Genomic DNA, 17,175 nt, shown 5'->3' with positions numbered 1-17,175 from the left:
GCGAGGCGACGGGCGACCGACAGATCGCTGGCCAGCGCCGGGCGGATTACTCCTCGGGCGGCGACGGCGTGAAGAGGTCCTCTTGCTCCTCCTCCGCCTCGGGCTCCGGCGCGGCGGGGGGCGGTGTGCTTTCCAGCAGGCCCGCGGCGCGCAGCTCCTTGAGGCCGGGCAGGTCGCGGGGGCTCTCCAGGCCGAAATGGTCAAGGAACCCGCGCGTGACGGTGAAGGTGATCGGCCGGCCGGGCGTCTGGCGCCGCTGGCCCAGCTTGATCCAGTCGAGCTCCATCAACTGCTCGATCGTGCCCTTGGAGACGGACACGCCGCGGATCTCCTCGATCTCCGCGCGCGTGACCGGCTGGTGATAGGCAATGATGGCCAGCGTCTCGATGGCGGCGCGGCTCAGCTTGCGCGTCTCGACCGTCTCCCGCGTCATCAGAAAGGCCAGATCGGCCGCCGTGCGGAACGCCCAGGCATCGCCGATGCGCATCAACCGCACGCCCCGCCCCTCGTAGCGGCGCACCAGCCGCTCCAGCGCGCGGGGGGCGTCGCAGCCATGGGGCAGCCGGGCGTGCAGCTCTCCCACCGTCAGCGGCTCGGCCGAGGCGAAGAGCAGCGCCTCGACCATGCGCTCCTGCTCGCCTTCGGGCGGCGCTTCGAACAGCGACTCGCTCATACGCGCGCCCGGATACGGATGGGGCCGAACATGTCGTCCTGGCGCAGCTCCAGCCCGCCGCCCTTGGCCAGCTCCAGGGTCGCGGCGAAGGTCGAGGCCGTGGCCGAGCGCCGCCGCTTCGGGTCGCTTCCCCAGCCCTCGGGCAGGAAGGCGGCGAGGTCGGTCCAGTCCAGCGTGGCGCCGATGAGCGGCCGCATCCGCTCCAAGGCCTCCTCCATGGTGAAGACGTCGACCCGGTCCATCACGAAGGGGCGGAAATCGTCGCGGGTGCGCAGCCGCGCATAGCCCTGCATCACGTCCAGGAGCGTCGCGGTATAGGTCACGCGGCGCACCCGCTCCCGCGTCTCCGGCTGGCCCCGTGCGAAGATGTCCCGGCCCAGCTGGTCGCGGGCCATCAGCCGGGCGGCGGCCTTGCGCATGGCCTCCAACCTTTCCAGCTGAAAGGCGAGATGGGCGGCGAGGTCTTCGGCGCTGACCTCCTCCTCCGGGTCGGGCGGCAGCAGCAGCCGCGACTTGAGGAAGGCCAGCCAGGCCGCCATCACCAGATAGTCGGCCGCCAGTTCCAGCCGCAACTCCCGCGCCCGCTCCACGAAGATCAGGTATTGCCGCGCCAGTTGCAGGATGGAGACCTCCCGCAGGTCCACTTTCTGCGTGCGCGCCAGGGTCAGCAGCAGGTCGAGCGGGCCCTCGAATCCGTCCACGTCCACGATCAGCGCCTCGGCAGCCAGCCGGTCGGCGACCGAAACCGCGTCGCGCGCGGGGCCTTCGGGGAAGTCGTCTTCGGGCATCGGGCCGCCTCAGCTCATCAGGGCGTGAAGCTCCGCACGGGCGGCCTCGATGTCAAGCGCGACCGGCGCGGCGCGCAGGGCGAGCGCCCGGTCGGCACGCGCCCGGGCCGCCCCGGTGAGCGGCGGACAGGTCCCCGCTACCGCCTCCATCTCCAGCCGCTTGCCGTTGCAATGCAGAACCAGGTCGCAGCCCGCCTCTAGCGCGGCGGCGCAACGCGCCCCCATGGCGCCGCCCAGCGCCTCCATGGAAATGTCATCGGTCATCAGCAGCCCGTCGAAGCCGATCTCCTCGCGGATCAGGCCGTGGATCACCGGAGAGATCGTGCCGGGGCGGGCGTCGATATCCGCATAGACCACATGCGCCGTCATCCCCAGCGGCAGGTCCGAAAGCTGCCGGAACACCTCGAAATCCGTCGCGTCCAGCTCCGCCCGCGGCGCCTCGACGACCGGCAGGTTCAGATGGCTGTCGACCGCGCCGCGGCCATGGCCGGGCATGTGCTTGACCACCGGCAGCACGCCGCCTTGCAGGCAGCCCTCCGCATTGGCGCGGGCGCGGGCGGTGACCTCCTCCAGGGTGCGGCCATAACAGCGGTTGAGCAGGAAGGGATGCGTCCGCGCGCCGGCGATATCCGCCGTGGGCGTGCAGTTCACGTCGATCCCGACATCGCGCAACTCCCGCGCGATCAGGGTCGCGCGCAGGAACATCGCGCGCACCGGGTCCGAGGCCCCGTCCATCTGGTCGAGCGGGGCCGGCCATTCGGACCAATGGGGCGGGCCCATGCGCTGCACCCGGCCGCCCTCCTGGTCGATCAGGATCGGCGCGTCCCGTCCCACAGACTCGCGAAGCGCGCCCGTGAGGGCGCGCAGCCGGTCCGGCCTCTCGACATTGCGCGCGAAGAGGATGAAGCCCCAGGGATCCGCCTCGCGGAAGAAGGCGGCCTCGTCCGGCGTCAGGTCGGGGCCCTCGCAGCCAAGGATGAAGGCCCCGGCCAAGGGTTAGCGCACCGTGACGGGGATGCAGGCCGCGTCCTTCGCCAGCAGCGCCGAGCAGAAGCGGCGCGCGTCGGCCCCGTCCTCGAAGCCCACGACGCGCAGGCGCCAGAAGTCGCGGCCGCCGGAGCGGGCCTTCTGCACCAGACGGCGCTTGTCGCCCATATAGGCGGAAAACTTGGTCGAGAGCCGGTCCCATTCGCCCATGGCGGCGTCGCGCGAATCGTAGGCGCCGAGCTGGACGACGCGGGTGCCCGCCTCCAGGGTCGAGGGGTCGACGTCCAGCGTGCCGCCGCCGAGGCTGGCGACCTGAGTGGTGGGCTGCTGCAACGGCGCCTCGGTCGGCACGCGCCGGGCGAGGCCCTTGGGGCGCGGCTCCGGGCGCGAGGAGAGGGCGATGCCGGGGCCGGTATAGACCTCGGCGACCTCGATTTCGGGCTCGGGCTCGGGCTCGGGCTCCGGAATGACCGCGACCACCGCTTCGGGGACCGGGGCGGGCGCCGGGGGCTCGGCCAGGGTGGCGACGTCGGCCGGGGTGGGCGTGGCGATAGCCGCGGGCTCGGCCGCGCTGGCAGTCAGCGCCTCGCGCACGGGGTCCAGGGGCGCCAGACCCGCCGCCACGCGCCGCTCGGCCAGGGGCGGGGCCGAGAGGTCGACAGGCGCGGGGGCCAGCACGATTTCCTCGGGCGCCGGAGCGGCGGGCCCGCCGGAGGTGATATCGGAGAGCGCCATGCCCTGGAACTTGGCCTGCATCCCGCCGGGATCGGCGGGAGCCACGCGCATGGGGCCCTCCATCGCGGCGATCACGGGCACGCGGGACATGTCGCGCATGGTCAGATCGACCGCCCAGACGGCCATGCCGCCAGCCAGCGCCAGCGACGTCGCCGCACCCGCCCAGTTGGCCAAGCCGAAATTGCGCAGCGCGTCAGAGACACGCGACGGAGCCTCAGCACCGTAATCGGCACCGTAGTAGTCGAGATCTGCCATTTGCCTGCCCTCCGGCCGGATCGCGTGGCCCGCGTCCGGCGCTTATTGTTAACTGCTCAAGATGGCCGGGGTTGACCCCGATCGCATCGCCTGAAAGCCAATATGGGCCCCGTCTGACGCGGGGCCTCAGCGCATTTCCTGCGCAGGCTCGACCCCGAGGATACCCAGCCCGGAGGCGATCACAAGAGAAACGGCACGGGCGAGGCCGATCTTCGCCAAGGATGTGGCCGCGTCGTCCTGCAGGAAGCGTAGGGTGGACTCGTCGTTGCCGCGGTTCCACAGCGCATGGAAATTCGACGCCAGATCATAGAGATAAAAGGCCACACGATGTGGCTCATGGGTCCGGGCCGCGATCTCGACCAGCCGTGGCCATTCTGCCAGCTTCGCGGCGAGGCTGTGCTCGGCGGCGTGATCCAGCTTGGTCAGATCCGCCCTGGCCAGCGCCGATTCGGAGACGTCGAGCCCCTGCTCGGCCGCCTTGCGCAGCACCGACATCACCCGGGCATGGGCATATTGCACGTAGTAGACCGGGTTGTCCTTGGACTGCTCCAGCGCCTTGTCGATGTCGAAATCGAGCGGGGCGTCGTTCTTGCGGGTCAGCATGATGAAGCGGGTGACGTCCGGGCCCACCAGCTCCACGAGGTCGGCGAGGGTGACGAAGGTGCCCGCCCGCTTGGACATCTTGAACTCTTCGCCGTCCTTCATCAGCTTGACCAGCTGCGTCAGCTTGATGTCGAGCGGGACCTTGTCGTCGGTCAGCGCGGCCACGGCGGCCTTCATCCGCTTGACATAGCCTCCGTGATCGGCGCCGAAGACGTTGATCAGCGCATCGAAACCGCGGTTCGCCTTGTCGTAGTGATAGGCGATGTCGGGCGCGAAATAGGTCCAGGAGCCGTCGGATTTTCGGATCGGCCGGTCCTGGTCGTCGCCGTAAGCGGTCGAGCGGAACAGCGTCTGCTCCCGCGCCTCCCAATCGTCGGGCAGCTTGCCCTTGGGCGGCGCCAGCGTGCCGGTATAGATCAGCCCCTTGGCGTCGAGCGCCGCGATCGCCGCCTCGATCTGGCCGGTGCCATAGAGCGCCTTCTCGGAGGAGAACACGTCCATCTTCACGCCCAGCCGCGCGAGGTCGGCGCGGATCAGGTCCATCATCGCGTCGGTGGCGAAGTCCCGAATATCGGCCAGCCAGACCGACTCGTCCTTTCCGACATAGCGGTCGCCGAGCTTGTCCTTCAGCGCCTGGCCCACAGCAACGAGGTAGTCGCCCGGATAGGTGCCGTCCGGGAACTCGACGGCCTCGCCATGGGCCTCCAGGTAGCGGAGGTAGACCGAGCGCGCGAGCACATCGACCTGGGCGCCAGCGTCGTTGATGTAATATTCGCGCGTCACGTCATAGCCGGCATAGGAAAGCAGGCTCGCCAGCGCGTCGCCGAAGACCGCGCCTCTCGTGTGCCCGACATGGAGCGGGCCGGTGGGGTTGGCCGACACGTATTCGACATTCACCCGCTGCCCCTGCCCCATCTCGGAGCGGCCGAACCCGTCGCCCTGGGCCAGCACGCCGGCGACGACGGTCTGCCAGACGGTGGGGGCGAGCCGGATGTTGAGGAAGCCCGGACCCGCCACCTCGGCGGAGGCCACGCGGGGATCGGCGGCGAGCTTGGGCGCCAGCGCTTCGGCGATGTCGCGGGGTTTCATGCGGGCGGGCTTGGCCAGGACCATGGCGGCGTTGGTGGCCATATCGCCATGGGCCGGGTCGCGCGGCGGCTCGACGGCGACGTTGGCGGTGTCGAGATCGGGCGGCAACACGCCCTCGGCGGCCAGCGCAGCGAGGGCGTCGACGGTCAGGGCGCGGATATCGGCGAAGAGGTTCATGATCGGTCCGGAGTTCGAGGCCCGCCCCCTCTAGCGCCGCCTTGGCCCGGCCTCAAGCAGCGGCGGGGAGGCCCCCGCCCTACGGAGGCGGCGGACGGCCCGCCAGGATGCCCCCGGGATCGCCCGGCCAGACCCTGCGCCTCCGGCGGGGATATTTGAGCAGGGAAGACGGGCGGTCAGTCCTTCAACTCCATGAGGAAGGTCATCGAGAGGGTGCAGCCCTCGGCCTCCACCATGCCGCCCTGCTCTTCCATCATCTTCTGGATGTCCATCTCGACGCGATTGCTGATCTCGGTCTCGCTGAGAACCTGCATGGTGCCGATCACCGCCTCGGTGCCGGGGCCCGAGAGCGCGGCGCGCCAAGTGGTGTCGTCGACGCGCTCCCACGCGACGGGCTGGCCGTCGGGGTCGAGGCCGCTGGCGCGGTTGGGGTCGAAGGCGTCGGGCCAATCGACCTCGAAGACATCGCGCTGGCCCATCTGCGCCACCATCGCGTCGGCCATGGGCTGGAACATCGGCGGGCAGGCCTCGGCCATCTGCGCCTCCATCGCACGGACGGTCCAGGTGCCGTCACGGGGGACGATCTCGGCGGCGGCCGGGAGGGCGGTGGCGGCGAGGAGGAACAGGCTCAGGCGCATCGGGCGGTCTCCGGGTGGTGTCCCGTCAGCCTGGCCCGGATCGGCGCGGGCCGACAAGGCGGGATTTCCTCAGCTTTCCGTCAGGGCGCCATGGCATTGCAAAGCGAAGCGGTCGGTCATCCCGGCGATATAGTCGCAGACGATGCGGGCCAGTTCGGTCTCGGAGCGGGTCTCGGCCACGTCCTTGCGCCATTGCTTGGGCAGGGCCTCGGGATGGGCCATGAAGTGCGGAAAGAGATCGTCGACCACCTGGGTCACTTGGCGGCGGACCTCGACGACCTCCGGCGCGCGATACATGCGTTCGAACAGGAACTGACGGATCACTTTCAGGTCGGCCCAGAGCCCTCGGGAAAAGGCCGCCGTCATCCGGCCGGCATCCCGCACCTCCTGCGGGCTGAGCGGGTCGAGTTCGGCGAGGTTGCGGGTCGTGACCGCGATCACGTCCTCGACCAGCACACCGAAGAAGCGGCGCAGCGCCTCATGGCGGCGGCGGTAGTAGTTGAGGCCGGGATAGATCCGGTCCACCTCGGCAAAACAGTCACTTAGGACGGGAAGTTCAGCCAGTTCGTCGGTCGAGAACAGCTCCGCCCGGAGCCCGTCATGGAGGTCGTGGTTGTTGTACGCGATATCGTCCGAGAGCGCCGCGATCTGCGCCTCGGCGCTGGCATGGCTGCCGAGTTCCAGGTCGTGGATGGCGTCGTATTCGGCCAGGGCGTAGGGCACGGGATCGCGGACCGGGCCATTATGTTTCGCAATGCCCTCAAGGGTTTCCCAGGTGAGGTTCAAGCCGTCCCATTCGGCGTAGTGCCGCTCCAGCCGGGTGACGATTCGGATCGCCTGGGCATTGTGGTCGAAGCCGCCATAGGGCGCCATCAGGCGTTGCAGCGCCTCCTCGCCGGTATGGCCGAAAGGCGGGTGGCCGAGATCGTGGGCGAGGGCCACGGCCTCGGTTAGCTCCACGTTCAGGCCGAAATGCTTGGCGATGGTACGCGCGACCTGGGCCACCTCGATCGAATGGGTCAGGCGGGTGCGGTAGTAATCGCCCTCATGCTCGATGAAGACTTGGGTCTTGTGCTTGAGCCGACGGAAGGCGCTGGCGTGGATGATGCGGTCTCGGTCGCGCTGGAAGGGGGAGCGGAAGGCCGACTCCTCTTCGGGGTGGAGCCGCCCGCGGGACGCGTCCGGATCGCTGGCGAATGGGGTCACGTGGGGGCTCTCTTGGCAGGCGCGTCCGGGGTCCATATATCGATTGTGCAACGATTGCACAGCCCCGGAGCGGACCCATGGACCTCGCTTTGCCCCCCCGCGTCACCCCCCGCGCCTTCGAGCGTCTGGCCGAGATCGGCGCCGCCGACCAGGGCAAGGCCCTGCGCATCGCGGTCGAGGGTGGCGGCTGTTCGGGCTTTCAGTATCAGATCGACCTGGACGCGCCCGCCGAGGGCGACCTGATCCTGGAGGGTGAGGGCCAGAAGGTCGTGGTCGACGAGGTCTCCCTGCCCTTCCTGGAGAACGCGGTGATCGACTTCACCGAGGAACTGGTCGGCTCGCGCTTCACCATCGAAAACCCGAACGCAGCGTCGAGCTGCGGCTGCGGCGTCAGCTTTTCGATGTAGGTCGGTCAGCCGGGGACGGGGGCCTCGGGCACGGAGACCATGCGCGTGAAGCGCAGGGCCAGTGCCCCGGCCACGGCCGCGAGGCCGACGCAGAGGCCCAGCCAGACGCCGTCCGGACCGAGACCCAGGGGAAAGCCCAGCAGATAGCTGGCCGGCACGCCGAGCAGCCAATAGCCGACCATCGCGTAGATCATCGGCACGCGGGTGTCCTGGAGCCCGCGCAACATGCCGAGCGCCATGATCTGCCCCGCATCGACCAACTGGAACAGCGCGGCCAGCATCAGAAGATGCGCCCCCAGCGCCAGGATCTGGGGCGCTGCGGGATCTTCGGGCGCGACGAAGAGCGACACGATCCACGACCCCGCGCCGAAATAGAGCGCCGTCGCCATCACCACCGCCGCCCCCGACAGGATCGTGGCCGCGACGGCGGCGCGGATGACGCCGGGGCGGTCGCTGCGGCCCCAGGCCTGCCCCACGCGGACCGTCACCGTCTGCGACAGGCCGAGATGCAGCATGAAGACCAGCCCCGCGACCTGGATCGCCACGCCATGGGCCGCCAGCGGCACGGTGCCCAGCCAGCCCATCATCACCGCCGAGGCGGCGAAGAGCCCCGACTCGGAGAGATGCGTCAGCCCGATGGGCCAGCCGATGCGGAAGACCTTGGCGAAGATCTCCCAATCCGGCCGGTGCAGGTTCTGAAGCAGCGCGTACTCGGCCATCCCCGGCCCGCGCACGGCATAGACCAGCAGCACCCCCGCCATCAGCAGGTTCACCGCGACGGAGGCGACGGCGGCCCCCGCCACGCCCATCTCGGGAAAACCCCAATTGCCGAAGATCAGCAGCCAGTTGACGAAGACGTTGAGCCCCGCACCCGCCACCGTGGCCCAGAACACGATCCGCGTCCGCTCCAGCGCCGAAAGATGGGAGCGGAGCACCATCGTCACGAGGCCCGGCAACACGCTCAGCCCGACGATGGCGAGATAGGCGCGGGCGTCGCTTGCAACCTGCGGCTGCTGGCCCAGGGCGCGGAGGATGGGTTCCGAAAGAAGGAAGACCGGCAAGGTCGCGATGCCGTAGATCGCCGAGAGCCACAGCCCCATCCGGGTCGCGCGCCGGATCGCCGTGGCGTCCTCGCGGCCCGCCGCCTCGGAGGCGAGGGGCAGGACCGCAAAAGCGAAGCCCGCGCCCAGGACGAGAATCGAGAACAGGAAAGACGCGCCGATCGTGCCCGCCGCCAGCGCCGGGACCGAATACCAGCCCAGCATCAGTGTGTCGGTCATGGCGATGGAGAATTGCACGACCTGGCCGCCGACCAGCGGAAGACCCAGAAACAGGGTGCGTTTGATGTCATGGGCGAGGCGCATACCGTCCCGCTACGCCCCTCGCGTCGCCCTGTCCACATCCCCGGTCGCCCGTCCGACAGGGGCGCCGCCGTCACCGCAGCGCGTCGAGATCCGCGGCCATCTCCTCGGCCAGTTCGGCGGCATCCACGCGCGAGCGCTCCGCGCTGGCGCGCAGGCCGGTGATATCGGCTTGGTAGCGGCGCGCCAGACGAGCCGGGTCGTGATGGGCCGCGATCTCGCCCGCCGCCTGGGCCTCGGCGAAGAGGGTCGCGAACCGGGCTTCCATCCGGTCCAGCAGAGCATCCGCCTTGGCGGCCAGCGCCGCCTCGCGCCCCGCCCCCTCCAGCAGCGTCTTGACCAGCATGCAGGCCCGCGCCGGGCGGTCGGGACGGGCGAAGCTGCGCAGATGGGCCTTGAGCGCCTCCAGCGGCGACAGCGCCGCCGCATGGGCCGCGAGCGCCGCCTCACCCGCCTCGGCATAGCGCTCCAGCGTCAGGGCAAAGAGCGCGTCCTTCGAGCCGAAGGCGGCGTAGAAGCTGCCGGGCTTCAGCCCAAGCTCCCGCTCCAGATCCTTCATCGACGTGCCCGCCCAGCCCTGGCGCCAGAACAGGTCACGGGCACGGGCGATGATCTCCTCTCGGTCGAAACTGGGCGGGCGCGGCATGGCTCACACGTTCTTGAATGGACGCTCAGGATTTATTCTTGAACGATCGCTCAATCAAGGACAGGTCGGAACCAGCCAAGAAAGGACATCCCATGACCGACTTCCCCTCCCACGATCTCACGACCGCGCCCGAAGCCTCCAGGCCGCTGCTGGAAGCCTCGCAGAAAGCCTTCGGCCGCCTGCCCGGCCTGCACAAAGTGATGGCCGAGAGCCCGCAACACCTGGAGGGCTATCAGGTCCTGCACCGCCTGTTTCAGGAGACGGCCTTCGACGCCGAGGAACTGACGGTCGTCTGGCAGACGATCAATGTCGAGCATGCCTGCCACTACTGCGTCCCCGCCCATACCGGCATCGCCAAGATGATGAAGGTCGATGACGCGATCACGGCAGCGCTGCGGGACGAGACGCCCCTGCCTTCCGCGAAGCTGGAGGCCCTCCGGAGCTTTACCCTGCAAGTCCTGCGCCAACGCGGCGAGATCCGCCCCGAGCAGCTCGCCGCCTTCTTCGAGGCGGGCTATGGCCACCGCGCCGTATTGGACGTGATCCTGGGCCTCGCGCAGAAGACGATGTCGAACTACGTCAACCACTTGGCCCAGACGCCGCTGGACGACTTCGCCAAGCCCTTCGCCTGGGAGCGCGCATCGACACCTCTCGTCGCTTGACTAGGGGCGGCGGGCAAATGCCCGCCCTACGGGGCCACATCGTAGGGCGGGGTTCAGCCCGCCCCCCGCTCAAACCTGCCCGTCGGCCGAGAGCATGACGGCGACCGGGCGGGTCGTCTCGATCTCCGCCAGGATGATGACCAGGATCGAGGTCATCGGGACCGCCAGGATCGCCCCCGCCAGCCCCCAGATCGACGCCCAGAAGCTCAGCGACAGCAGCACGACGAAGGTCGAGAGGTTGAAGGCCCGGCTCATCATCCGCGGCTCGACCCAGCTGCCGATGATCTGCTGCGCGATGGTCAGCAGCACCAAGGTGACGACGGCGATGCCGAGCGAGCCGAACTGCGCCAGAGCCAGCAGCACCGGGAAGGCGACGCCGACCAGGGAGCCGATATAGGGGATGTAATTCAGCAACCCGATCAGCACAGCCCAGAAGACCGCGAAATCGATCCCGAGCGCCAGCATCATCACCAGGGAAATCGCCCCGAGCAGGATATTCACCACCGTCTTGACGACGAGATAGTTGCCGATCCGGTCATTGGCGGCCGCCAGGAAGGCCCGCGCCCGGTCGCGGCGCTCGGAATCGCCGAAGGCGAGCGTCAGCTTCCGTTCGAAGGCGGTGCGCTCCACAAAGAGGAAGGCGGCGTAGAGCACGACCAGAACCACCTGCCCGCCCAGCGACGACAACGTCCCCAGAAGCGAGCCCGCGAACTGACCGACATTGACGCGCTCGGCCACCCAGGCGCGCAGCGCCTCCCAGGCGGGCTCTTCGGCGAAGCCCAGTTGACCGGCGGTGCGGGCCACGAGCGCTTCGATATTCTCCGCATAGAGCGGCAGCGACAGCACCGCCTGATTGACGTTCGAGGTGACCATCGCCGACAGCGCCACGGTGCCGGCCAAGAACAGCAGCAGCACGATCACCCGGCGCAGCCAGCCCGGCGTCCAACCCAGGCCCGGCACGCGGGCCAAGCCCCCGGCCGCGGCCGACAGGATATAGAGCGTGATGAGCGCCGCGATGATCGGCAGAAGGATCGCCTGACCGACCCAGAGCAGCCAACCGATCGCGATGGTCAGCAGGACGGCTTCGAGGGTGGCCAGGATCGAAAGACGGGGCGCAGAGTACATGATCGGGGCTTAGCCCAGCCCCCGAAGCGAAACCAGCCTCCGCCCGCCAGTGCGGGCGGCCCCGCGCGCACCGGCAACAAAAAGGGGCGCCCCGCCGGGGGGCGCCCCTTATTCGCACGTTCGGATTGTCAGCCGACGATTTCGAGGCCGGAGAAGAAGTAGGCGATCTCCTCTTTGGCGGTGTCCGGCCCGTCCGAACCGTGGACCGAGTTCTCGCCGATGGACAGCGCGAACTCTTTGCGGATGGTGCCCTCGGCCGCTTCGGCGGGGTTCGTGGCGCCCATCACTTCGCGGTTCTTCGCGATGGCGTCCTCGCCCTCCAGAACCTGCACGACGATCGGCTCGGAGGTCATGTACTCGGTCAGCTCGCCGAAGAAGGGACGATCCTTGTGGACCGCGTAGAAGGTCTGCGCCTGCTCCAGCGTGAGGCGGATGCGCTTGGAGGCGACGACGCGCAGGCCGGCTTCTTCCAGCTTGGCGGTGATCGCGCCGGTCAGGTTGCGCTTGGTGGCGTCGGGCTTGATGATCGAGAAGGTGCGTTGCACGGCCATGAGGGGCTCCGTCGGTTGAATTCGCGGGGCCTGTAACAGGGGGCGGGAGCGAAGGGAACCGGGTGTCGACGCGCGGCGCCCGCACGCTGGACATGGGCCGTTCGCGTCCCGGGCTTGCCCCGGGACCTCCACCGGGGCCGGGCGCCATCGTGGCAGAGGGAATACCACGTCGTCGGACGAGGTCCCGGGTCAAGTCCGGGACGCCTCACCGCTCGCGTCTGGATGCCTGCCGGTGTTGACGCGCGGCCCGACGCGGCGCATGGGGCGCGTATGCTTCAGATCGAGGACATCTCCCATTCCGTCGCGGGCCGGCCTCTTTTGGTCGGCGCCAGCGCCACGATTCCCGAAGGCCACAAGGTCGGGCTGGTCGGGCGCAACGGCACCGGCAAGACGACGCTGTTCAAGCTGATCCGCGGCGAGATCCCGCTGGACGGGGGCGAGATCACCCTGCCCGCCCGCGCCCGCATCGGCGGCGTCGCGCAGGAGGTGCCGTCCTCCGAGGTCTCCGTGCTCGACACCGTGCTGGCCGCCGACGAAGAGCGCGCAGCGCTGATGGCCGAGGCCGAGACCGCGACCGACCCGACACGCATCGCCGAGGTGCAGGCGCGGCTCCAGGACATCGACGCTTGGTCCGGCGAGGCCCGCGCCTCCAGCATTCTCAAGGGGTTGGGATTCGAAGTTCACGAGCAATCCCGTCCCTGCTCCGCCTATTCCGGCGGCTGGCGGATGCGCATCGCGCTGGCCGGCGTCCTGTTCGCCCAGCCCGATCTGCTGCTGCTCGACGAGCCGACGAACTATCTCGACCTGGAAGGCGCGCTGTGGCTGGAAAGCTACCTCGTCCGCTACCCGCATACCGTGCTGATCATCAGCCACGACCGCGCGCTGCTCAATCGCTCGGTTGGCGGCATCCTCCACCTGGAGGACAAGGCGCTGACCTACTACACGGGCCCCTACGACCAGTTCGTCAAGATGCGGGCCGAGCGCCGCGCGGGCCAAGCCGCCGCCGCCGCCAAACAACAGGCGCAACGCGCACATCTGCAGGCCTTCGTGGACCGCTTCAAGGCTAAGGCCAGCAAGGCCAAGCAGGCCCAGTCCCGCGTCAAGATGCTGGAGCGGATGGAGACGATCACGCCGCCCGAGGACGCGGCCCGCGTCGTCTTCACCTTCCCGAAGCCCACGCAGCTCAGCCCCCCCATCGTCCGGCTGGAGGGCGCGTCGACCGGCTATGGCGAAAGACCCGTGCTCTCGCGCATGAACCTGCGGCTGGACCAAGACGACCGCATCGCGTTGCTGGGCCGCAACGGTGAGGGAAAATCCACCCTGTCCAAACTGTTGGCGAACAGACTTCAAGTGATGGAGGGGACGCGCGTCGCCTCCTCCAAGCTCAAGATCGGCTATTTCGCACAGCATCAGGTCGACGACCTGCATATCGACGAAACGCCGCTCGACCATATCCGGCGCGAGCGCCCGGACGAGGCGCCGCCCAAGCTGCGCGCCCGCCTCGCCGCCTTCGGCCTGGGCGCGGATCAGGCCGACACGCTGGTGGGCGCGCTCTCGGGCGGGCAGAAGGCACGGCTGTCGCTGCTGCTGGCCACGCTCGACGCGCCGCATCTGCTGATCCTCGACGAGCCGACCAACCACCTCGACATCGAGAGCCGGGAGGCGCTGGTCACCGCGCTGACGGAATATGACGGTGCCGTCGTGCTAGTCAGCCACGACATGCACCTGCTCAGCCTCGTGGCCGACCGGCTGTGGCTGGTGAAGGACGGGACGGTCGAGCCCTATGACGGCGATCTGGAGAGCTACCGCAAGATGCTGCTTCAGGGCGACGAGAAGCCGGCCAAGGCGAAGGCGGAGAAGAAGCCCGCCAAACCTCCCGTCAGCCGCGACCGCATCCTGGAACTCCGCGCCGAGGTTCGGAAGGCCGAGGCCCGCATGTCCAAGATCGACGAGATGCGCGACAAGCTGGCGAAGAAACTCGCCGATCCCGGGCTCTATGAGGAAAGCCGCGTGGGCGAACTGGAGACTTGGAACAAGAAATACGCCGAGGTGATGGAGGCGGCCGACCGGGCCGAGGGGCTGTGGATGGCCGCCGCCGAGGCTTTGGAGAAAGCCGAGGCATGACCACCGCTGAAGCCGCCACCGCCTTCGCCGCGCTCTTCGTGGTGATCGACCCGATCGGGCTGGCCCCCATCTTCGTCGCCCTGACGGCGGGCATGACCGCGCGCCAGCGCCGGGCCATCGCCTTCCGCGCCACCGCGCTGGCCGCCGCGATCCTGATCGTCTTCGCCCTGCTGGGCGAGGGGCTATTGAACTTCCTCGGCATCTCCATGCCCGCCTTCCGCATCGCGGGCGGGCTGCTGCTGTTCCTGACCGCGCTGGAGATGCTGTTCGAAAAGCGGACCCAGCGGCGCGAGGGCCAGGCCGAGACGCATCCCCCCGACCCCTCGGTCTTCCCGCTGGCCCTGCCGCTGACGGCCGGCCCCGGGGCCATCGCCACCATGATCCTACTGACCGACGGGGCCGCCCCCCTCGGCACGGCGCAGGCCATCGGCGTGATGCTCGCGGTGCTGGCCGTGGTCCTGACGCTCTTCCTGTTGGCCGCCCCGATGGAGCGGCTGCTCGGTCCCACCGGCATCAACGTGACCACGCGCCTGCTGGGCATGCTGCTGGCCGCGCTGTCGGTGCAATTCGTTCTGGATGGGCTGTCGGACGTGACCGGTTGGTAATGCCCCGGCGGGGCCCTATCTCCAGACTATGGATGCCGACTCGACGATGCGCCTCATCTACCTGGTCCTTTTTGGATCGGTGATCGCGCTCACCCTCTTTACCTCGACGCGCGCGCGGATGGGCAAGACGCTGCAACAAGCGGCGATCTGGTTTTTCATCTTCCTCGGCGCGGTGCTGGCCTATGGCGTCTGGGAGGACGTCAAGGACATCGCCGTGCCGCGCCAATCGGTGATGAGTGGCCCCGATGGCATCGTCGTCGACGTGCCACGCGGGCGGGACGGGCATTATCATGTCATGCTGGGCGTCAACGGCGTGGAGATCGAGTTCATCGTGGACACCGGCGCCACCGACCTGGTCCTGACCCGCCAGGACGCGGAGCGGATCGGCATGGACATGGACGACCTGGTTTTCGCGGGCGAGGCGATGACTGCGAACGGCTCGGTGAGCACCGCCTCGATCCGCCTGGACGAGGTCACGCTGGGCCAGATCACAGACCGCAACGTGCGCGCCGTCGTCAATGGGGGAGAGATGCGGCAGAGCCTGCTGGGCATGTCCTACCTATCGGAGTTCGGACGCATCGAAATCGAGAACGACCAGTTGCGCCTGATCCGCTGAGGCGCGGGCCGCGCCAGGCCTGCTCTTCCGTCCACGGGCGATCCGGTAGGGTGGGCATCACCATGCCCACCGCCGTTGTGGGCATGGTGATGCCCACCCTACGCTGCTCACTCCCAGCAGTTCACCAACACGGTGATGCCGGTCGCGCGCGTCGTCAGATCCTCCGGCGGGAGGATGCCGCCCGCCTCCTCGATGCGTGGCGTCACGCCCGCGCCGTCGAGCACGCGGGCCAGCTCGCTGGCCTTGGCGGCAAAGGAGACATCGGCAGGCAGCACGGTCGCATCGCTCACCGGCGCGGGCAGCAGCAGGCCGGTCACGCGGCCGGACATGTCCAGGACCGGCCCGCCCACATCCCCGTCCCGCGTCTCCATCGACAGGCGCAGCACCGCGTCAGAGCCGTCGAGCCCGCGCACATCCTCCAGCGTCCCGAAGCTGAGCGTCGCCGCCCCCAGCACGCCGCCATAGGGATAGCCGCCCACGGACACGGCCGAGCGCAACCGCCCCGGCAGGGGCGCCAGCCGCGCCACCTCCAGCGGGGCGAGCGCGCCCTCGGGGGCCAGCACGGCGATCCCCGCCTCGCTATGGACCACCCGCGCCTCGTGCAGCCGGTCCAGTGTCAGCCGACCGCAGCCCGCGACATTGGCCTGCGCCGTCGCCACGCGCCCTGCCCCGTCGACGAAGAACCCCGAGCCGGAGCGCAGCGGCCGCCGCACCTCCAGGCCCGAGACCATGTCGAGGCTCTGCTCCGCCGGGTCGAAACCCTCGTCCGGGTTGAGAGGCGGCCCGATCCGGCGCAACGTGCTCTCCATCTCGGCCAAGGCGCGCCGCGCGGCCATGTCCTGCGCCGGGGGCCAGGACAGCAGGTAGCCGAAGATGTGCCCGTCCTCGAGCCGCGCCGAAACCTGCGTGGTCCGCCCTGGCGCCTCACCACGGATGGAGAACCCGTCGCGGAGCTTGGTCCGCTCGCCCTCGGGCGGCACCACGTCGAGCGTCTGCAGGATCTCATAGAGACCCGCCAGCGTCGCCCGGTCCCCGGGCTGCGAAATCAGCGACAGGCGCACGCCGCTGTCGTCCTTCGGTACGTAGTGGACGAAAGGCGCCTCGACCCGGTCGAAGCTGACCAGGCCCATCGGCCCGGTCAGCGCAATGCCGGCCTCCGCGCTCTCGATCGGCCCCAAGCCCAGCGCGGTCTGCGACGCGCGCCATTCCGCCAGCAGGCGGGCGCGCTGCCGCGTGGTCAGCACGCCCGTCGGCTCCACTCCCGCATCGCGCTGCCAGGCCAGCATCGACCCGCGTGTGCCGCGCCCGAAGCTGCCGTCGATCCCGGCGGAGTAGTAATCGAACCAAGCCAGCGCCCGTTGCAGGTCACGCCGCTCTTCTCCGCTCAAGAGGCTCTCGGACCGCCGCGCCTCGCCAATCGTCTCCTCCGGGATCTCGCTGGGCGCGACCGCGACCGGAGGCACCGGCAAGCGCGGCGCGACCGGACCTTGGGGCCAGAACCGCTCCCCATAGGTCCCCCCGTCGCTCAGATAGCTGTCCCGCGGGATCAGGCCTTCGCCCAGCAGCCGCCGCAGGATCGCGCGCGCCTCGCTCTCGGGATAGGGGCCGAGCGTCAGGGCATGCCACCCCCCGCCCAACCGAAAGCCGTTCACGTCGGGCAGCAGGTCGCTATAGGCCCGGGCCCGGCGCTCGGCCACATCGGTCGCGGGATGCGCTTCGATCTGAACGAAGAACTCCCGATCCTGCGCGCGCGCTCCGGGCACGGAGAGCAGCGTGAGGGCGAGGCAAAGGGCAAACAGGACGCGCATCCGGGGAAATCTCCGAGAAAACCAATTGGCAACATTGATTCCCCAACAGGCAGGCCGGGGAAACCCCCGGCTCTTTCGGCGCCGGGCGCTGCGCCCCGTTGACCCCTCAGGTGTTGCCC

17 protein-coding genes are annotated in these 17,175 nt (G+C 69.3%); 5 read left to right on the top strand and 12 right to left on the bottom strand.

Features of this window, described 5'->3' with window-relative positions:
* Positions 1–46 precede the first annotated feature (46 nt).
* From scpB to DTQ71_RS13400, 7 genes are all read right to left on the bottom strand, one after another.
* The gene (scpB, locus tag DTQ71_RS13430; protein WP_109564794.1) at positions 47–673 is read right to left on the bottom strand and encodes an SMC-Scp complex subunit ScpB; all 627 of its coding nucleotides are present in this window, start codon (positions 671–673) and stop codon (positions 47–49) included.
* A complete protein-coding gene (locus tag DTQ71_RS13425; RefSeq protein ID WP_109564793.1) occupies positions 670–1,461 on the bottom strand; it encodes a segregation and condensation protein A in 792 nt (263 codons plus the stop codon). The genes scpB and DTQ71_RS13425 overlap by 4 nt, the downstream gene beginning before the upstream one ends.
* A gap of 9 nt (positions 1,462–1,470) precedes the next feature.
* Positions 1,471–2,454 carry a glycoside hydrolase family 3 N-terminal domain-containing protein gene (locus DTQ71_RS13420; RefSeq protein ID WP_109564792.1) on the bottom strand — a complete coding sequence of 328 codons (984 nt, stop codon included), beginning with the start codon at positions 2,452–2,454 and terminating at the stop codon, positions 1,471–1,473.
* Between the two features lie 3 nt (positions 2,455–2,457).
* Complete coding sequence (locus DTQ71_RS13415) at positions 2,458–3,438, bottom strand: SPOR domain-containing protein (protein WP_109564791.1); 981 nt, start codon at positions 3,436–3,438, stop codon at positions 2,458–2,460.
* A gap of 126 nt (positions 3,439–3,564) precedes the next feature.
* On the bottom strand, positions 3,565–5,307 hold the full coding sequence (gene argS, locus DTQ71_RS13410; protein ID WP_109564790.1) for an arginine--tRNA ligase: 1,743 nt from the start codon (positions 5,305–5,307) through the stop codon (positions 3,565–3,567).
* A gap of 176 nt (positions 5,308–5,483) precedes the next feature.
* Positions 5,484–5,945, bottom strand: a complete 462-nt coding sequence (locus DTQ71_RS13405; protein ID WP_109564789.1) for a hypothetical protein — start codon at positions 5,943–5,945, stop codon at positions 5,484–5,486.
* A gap of 69 nt (positions 5,946–6,014) precedes the next feature.
* Positions 6,015–7,187, bottom strand: coding sequence for a deoxyguanosinetriphosphate triphosphohydrolase (locus DTQ71_RS13400; RefSeq protein ID WP_109564788.1), 1,173 nt, complete (start codon positions 7,185–7,187; stop codon positions 6,015–6,017).
* A gap of 41 nt (positions 7,188–7,228) precedes the next feature.
* Here DTQ71_RS13400 and DTQ71_RS13395 point away from each other — a divergent pair, with 41 nt between their 5' ends.
* Entirely contained in the window at positions 7,229–7,558 is a 330-nt protein-coding gene (locus tag DTQ71_RS13395; protein WP_109564787.1) for a HesB/IscA family protein, read from the top strand.
* Between the two features lie 5 nt (positions 7,559–7,563).
* On the opposite strand, the gene DTQ71_RS13390 is transcribed toward DTQ71_RS13395, so the two are convergent.
* Both DTQ71_RS13390 and DTQ71_RS13385 read right to left on the bottom strand, forming a co-directional pair.
* Positions 7,564–8,922: an MATE family efflux transporter gene (locus DTQ71_RS13390; protein WP_109564786.1), complete on the bottom strand. Its 1,359-nt coding sequence runs from the start codon at positions 8,920–8,922 to the stop codon at positions 7,564–7,566.
* A gap of 70 nt (positions 8,923–8,992) precedes the next feature.
* Positions 8,993–9,565, bottom strand: a complete 573-nt coding sequence (locus DTQ71_RS13385; RefSeq protein WP_109564785.1) for a TetR/AcrR family transcriptional regulator — start codon at positions 9,563–9,565, stop codon at positions 8,993–8,995.
* Between the two features lie 92 nt (positions 9,566–9,657).
* Here DTQ71_RS13385 and DTQ71_RS13380 point away from each other — a divergent pair, with 92 nt between their 5' ends.
* On the top strand, positions 9,658–10,227 hold the full coding sequence (locus tag DTQ71_RS13380) for a carboxymuconolactone decarboxylase family protein (protein WP_109564784.1): 570 nt from the start codon (positions 9,658–9,660) through the stop codon (positions 10,225–10,227).
* Between the two features lie 69 nt (positions 10,228–10,296).
* Here the strand turns inward: DTQ71_RS13380 and DTQ71_RS13375 are convergent, their stop codons facing one another.
* Positions 10,297–11,352, bottom strand: coding sequence for an AI-2E family transporter (locus DTQ71_RS13375; protein WP_109564783.1), 1,056 nt, complete (start codon positions 11,350–11,352; stop codon positions 10,297–10,299).
* A gap of 128 nt (positions 11,353–11,480) precedes the next feature.
* Complete coding sequence (ndk, locus tag DTQ71_RS13370) at positions 11,481–11,903, bottom strand: nucleoside-diphosphate kinase (RefSeq protein ID WP_109564782.1); 423 nt, start codon at positions 11,901–11,903, stop codon at positions 11,481–11,483.
* Positions 11,904–12,173: 270 nt separating this feature from the next.
* Between ndk and DTQ71_RS13365 the strand changes: the two genes are divergently transcribed.
* From DTQ71_RS13365 to DTQ71_RS13355, 3 genes are read left to right on the top strand one after another with little or no spacing between them, the layout of a single operon-like run.
* Entirely contained in the window at positions 12,174–14,027 is a 1,854-nt protein-coding gene (locus tag DTQ71_RS13365; protein ID WP_109564781.1) for an ABC-F family ATP-binding cassette domain-containing protein, read from the top strand.
* Positions 14,024–14,632, top strand: a complete 609-nt coding sequence (locus DTQ71_RS13360; protein WP_109564780.1) for a MarC family protein — start codon at positions 14,024–14,026, stop codon at positions 14,630–14,632. The genes DTQ71_RS13365 and DTQ71_RS13360 overlap by 4 nt, the downstream gene beginning before the upstream one ends.
* 46 nt (positions 14,633–14,678) lie before the next feature.
* Positions 14,679–15,248 (top strand): retropepsin-like aspartic protease family protein, encoded by a 570-nt coding sequence (locus DTQ71_RS13355; RefSeq protein WP_245947505.1) that lies wholly within the window; start codon positions 14,679–14,681, stop codon positions 15,246–15,248.
* A 107-nt stretch (positions 15,249–15,355) separates the two neighbouring features.
* Here the strand turns inward: DTQ71_RS13355 and DTQ71_RS13350 are convergent, their stop codons facing one another.
* Positions 15,356–17,056, bottom strand: coding sequence for a serine protease (locus DTQ71_RS13350; protein WP_109564778.1), 1,701 nt, complete (start codon positions 17,054–17,056; stop codon positions 15,356–15,358).
* Between the last annotated feature and the right edge of the window lie 119 nt (positions 17,057–17,175).

The sequence above is a fragment of the Jannaschia seohaensis genome, from assembly GCF_900116765.1.
Taxonomy (GTDB): Bacteria; Pseudomonadota; Alphaproteobacteria; order Rhodobacterales; family Rhodobacteraceae; genus Jannaschia; species Jannaschia seohaensis.
Note: the sequence above shows the minus strand (reverse complement) of the source record. Positions and strands in the feature narration are given on the sequence as shown.

Bases quoted from the DNA above. Each gene is read 5' to 3' on its own strand.
- DTQ71_RS13425 (WP_109564793.1), bottom strand. From the start codon at position 1,461: ATGCCCGAAGACGACTTCCCCGAAGGCCCCGCGCGCGACGCGGTTTCG.
- argS (WP_109564790.1), bottom strand. From the start codon at position 5,307: ATGAACCTCTTCGCCGATATCCGCGCCCTGACCGTCGACGCCCTCGCT.
- ndk (WP_109564782.1), bottom strand. From the start codon at position 11,903: ATGGCCGTGCAACGCACCTTCTCGATCATCAAGCCCGACGCCACCAAG.
- DTQ71_RS13395 (WP_109564787.1), top strand. From the start codon at position 7,229: ATGGACCTCGCTTTGCCCCCCCGCGTCACCCCCCGCGCCTTCGAGCGT.
- scpB (WP_109564794.1), bottom strand. From the start codon at position 673: ATGAGCGAGTCGCTGTTCGAAGCGCCGCCCGAAGGCGAGCAGGAGCGC.
- DTQ71_RS13380 (WP_109564784.1), top strand. From the start codon at position 9,658: ATGACCGACTTCCCCTCCCACGATCTCACGACCGCGCCCGAAGCCTCC.
- DTQ71_RS13400 (WP_109564788.1), bottom strand. From the start codon at position 7,187: ATGGACCCCGGACGCGCCTGCCAAGAGAGCCCCCACGTGACCCCATTC.
- DTQ71_RS13355 (WP_245947505.1), top strand. From the start codon at position 14,679: ATGCGCCTCATCTACCTGGTCCTTTTTGGATCGGTGATCGCGCTCACC.
- DTQ71_RS13350 (WP_109564778.1), bottom strand. From the start codon at position 17,056: ATGCGCGTCCTGTTTGCCCTTTGCCTCGCCCTCACGCTGCTCTCCGTG.
- DTQ71_RS13360 (WP_109564780.1), top strand. From the start codon at position 14,024: ATGACCACCGCTGAAGCCGCCACCGCCTTCGCCGCGCTCTTCGTGGTG.
- DTQ71_RS13415 (WP_109564791.1), bottom strand. From the start codon at position 3,438: ATGGCAGATCTCGACTACTACGGTGCCGATTACGGTGCTGAGGCTCCG.
- DTQ71_RS13390 (WP_109564786.1), bottom strand. From the start codon at position 8,922: ATGCGCCTCGCCCATGACATCAAACGCACCCTGTTTCTGGGTCTTCCG.
- DTQ71_RS13365 (WP_109564781.1), top strand. From the start codon at position 12,174: ATGCTTCAGATCGAGGACATCTCCCATTCCGTCGCGGGCCGGCCTCTT.
- DTQ71_RS13375 (WP_109564783.1), bottom strand. From the start codon at position 11,352: ATGTACTCTGCGCCCCGTCTTTCGATCCTGGCCACCCTCGAAGCCGTC.
- DTQ71_RS13385 (WP_109564785.1), bottom strand. From the start codon at position 9,565: ATGCCGCGCCCGCCCAGTTTCGACCGAGAGGAGATCATCGCCCGTGCC.
- DTQ71_RS13405 (WP_109564789.1), bottom strand. From the start codon at position 5,945: ATGCGCCTGAGCCTGTTCCTCCTCGCCGCCACCGCCCTCCCGGCCGCC.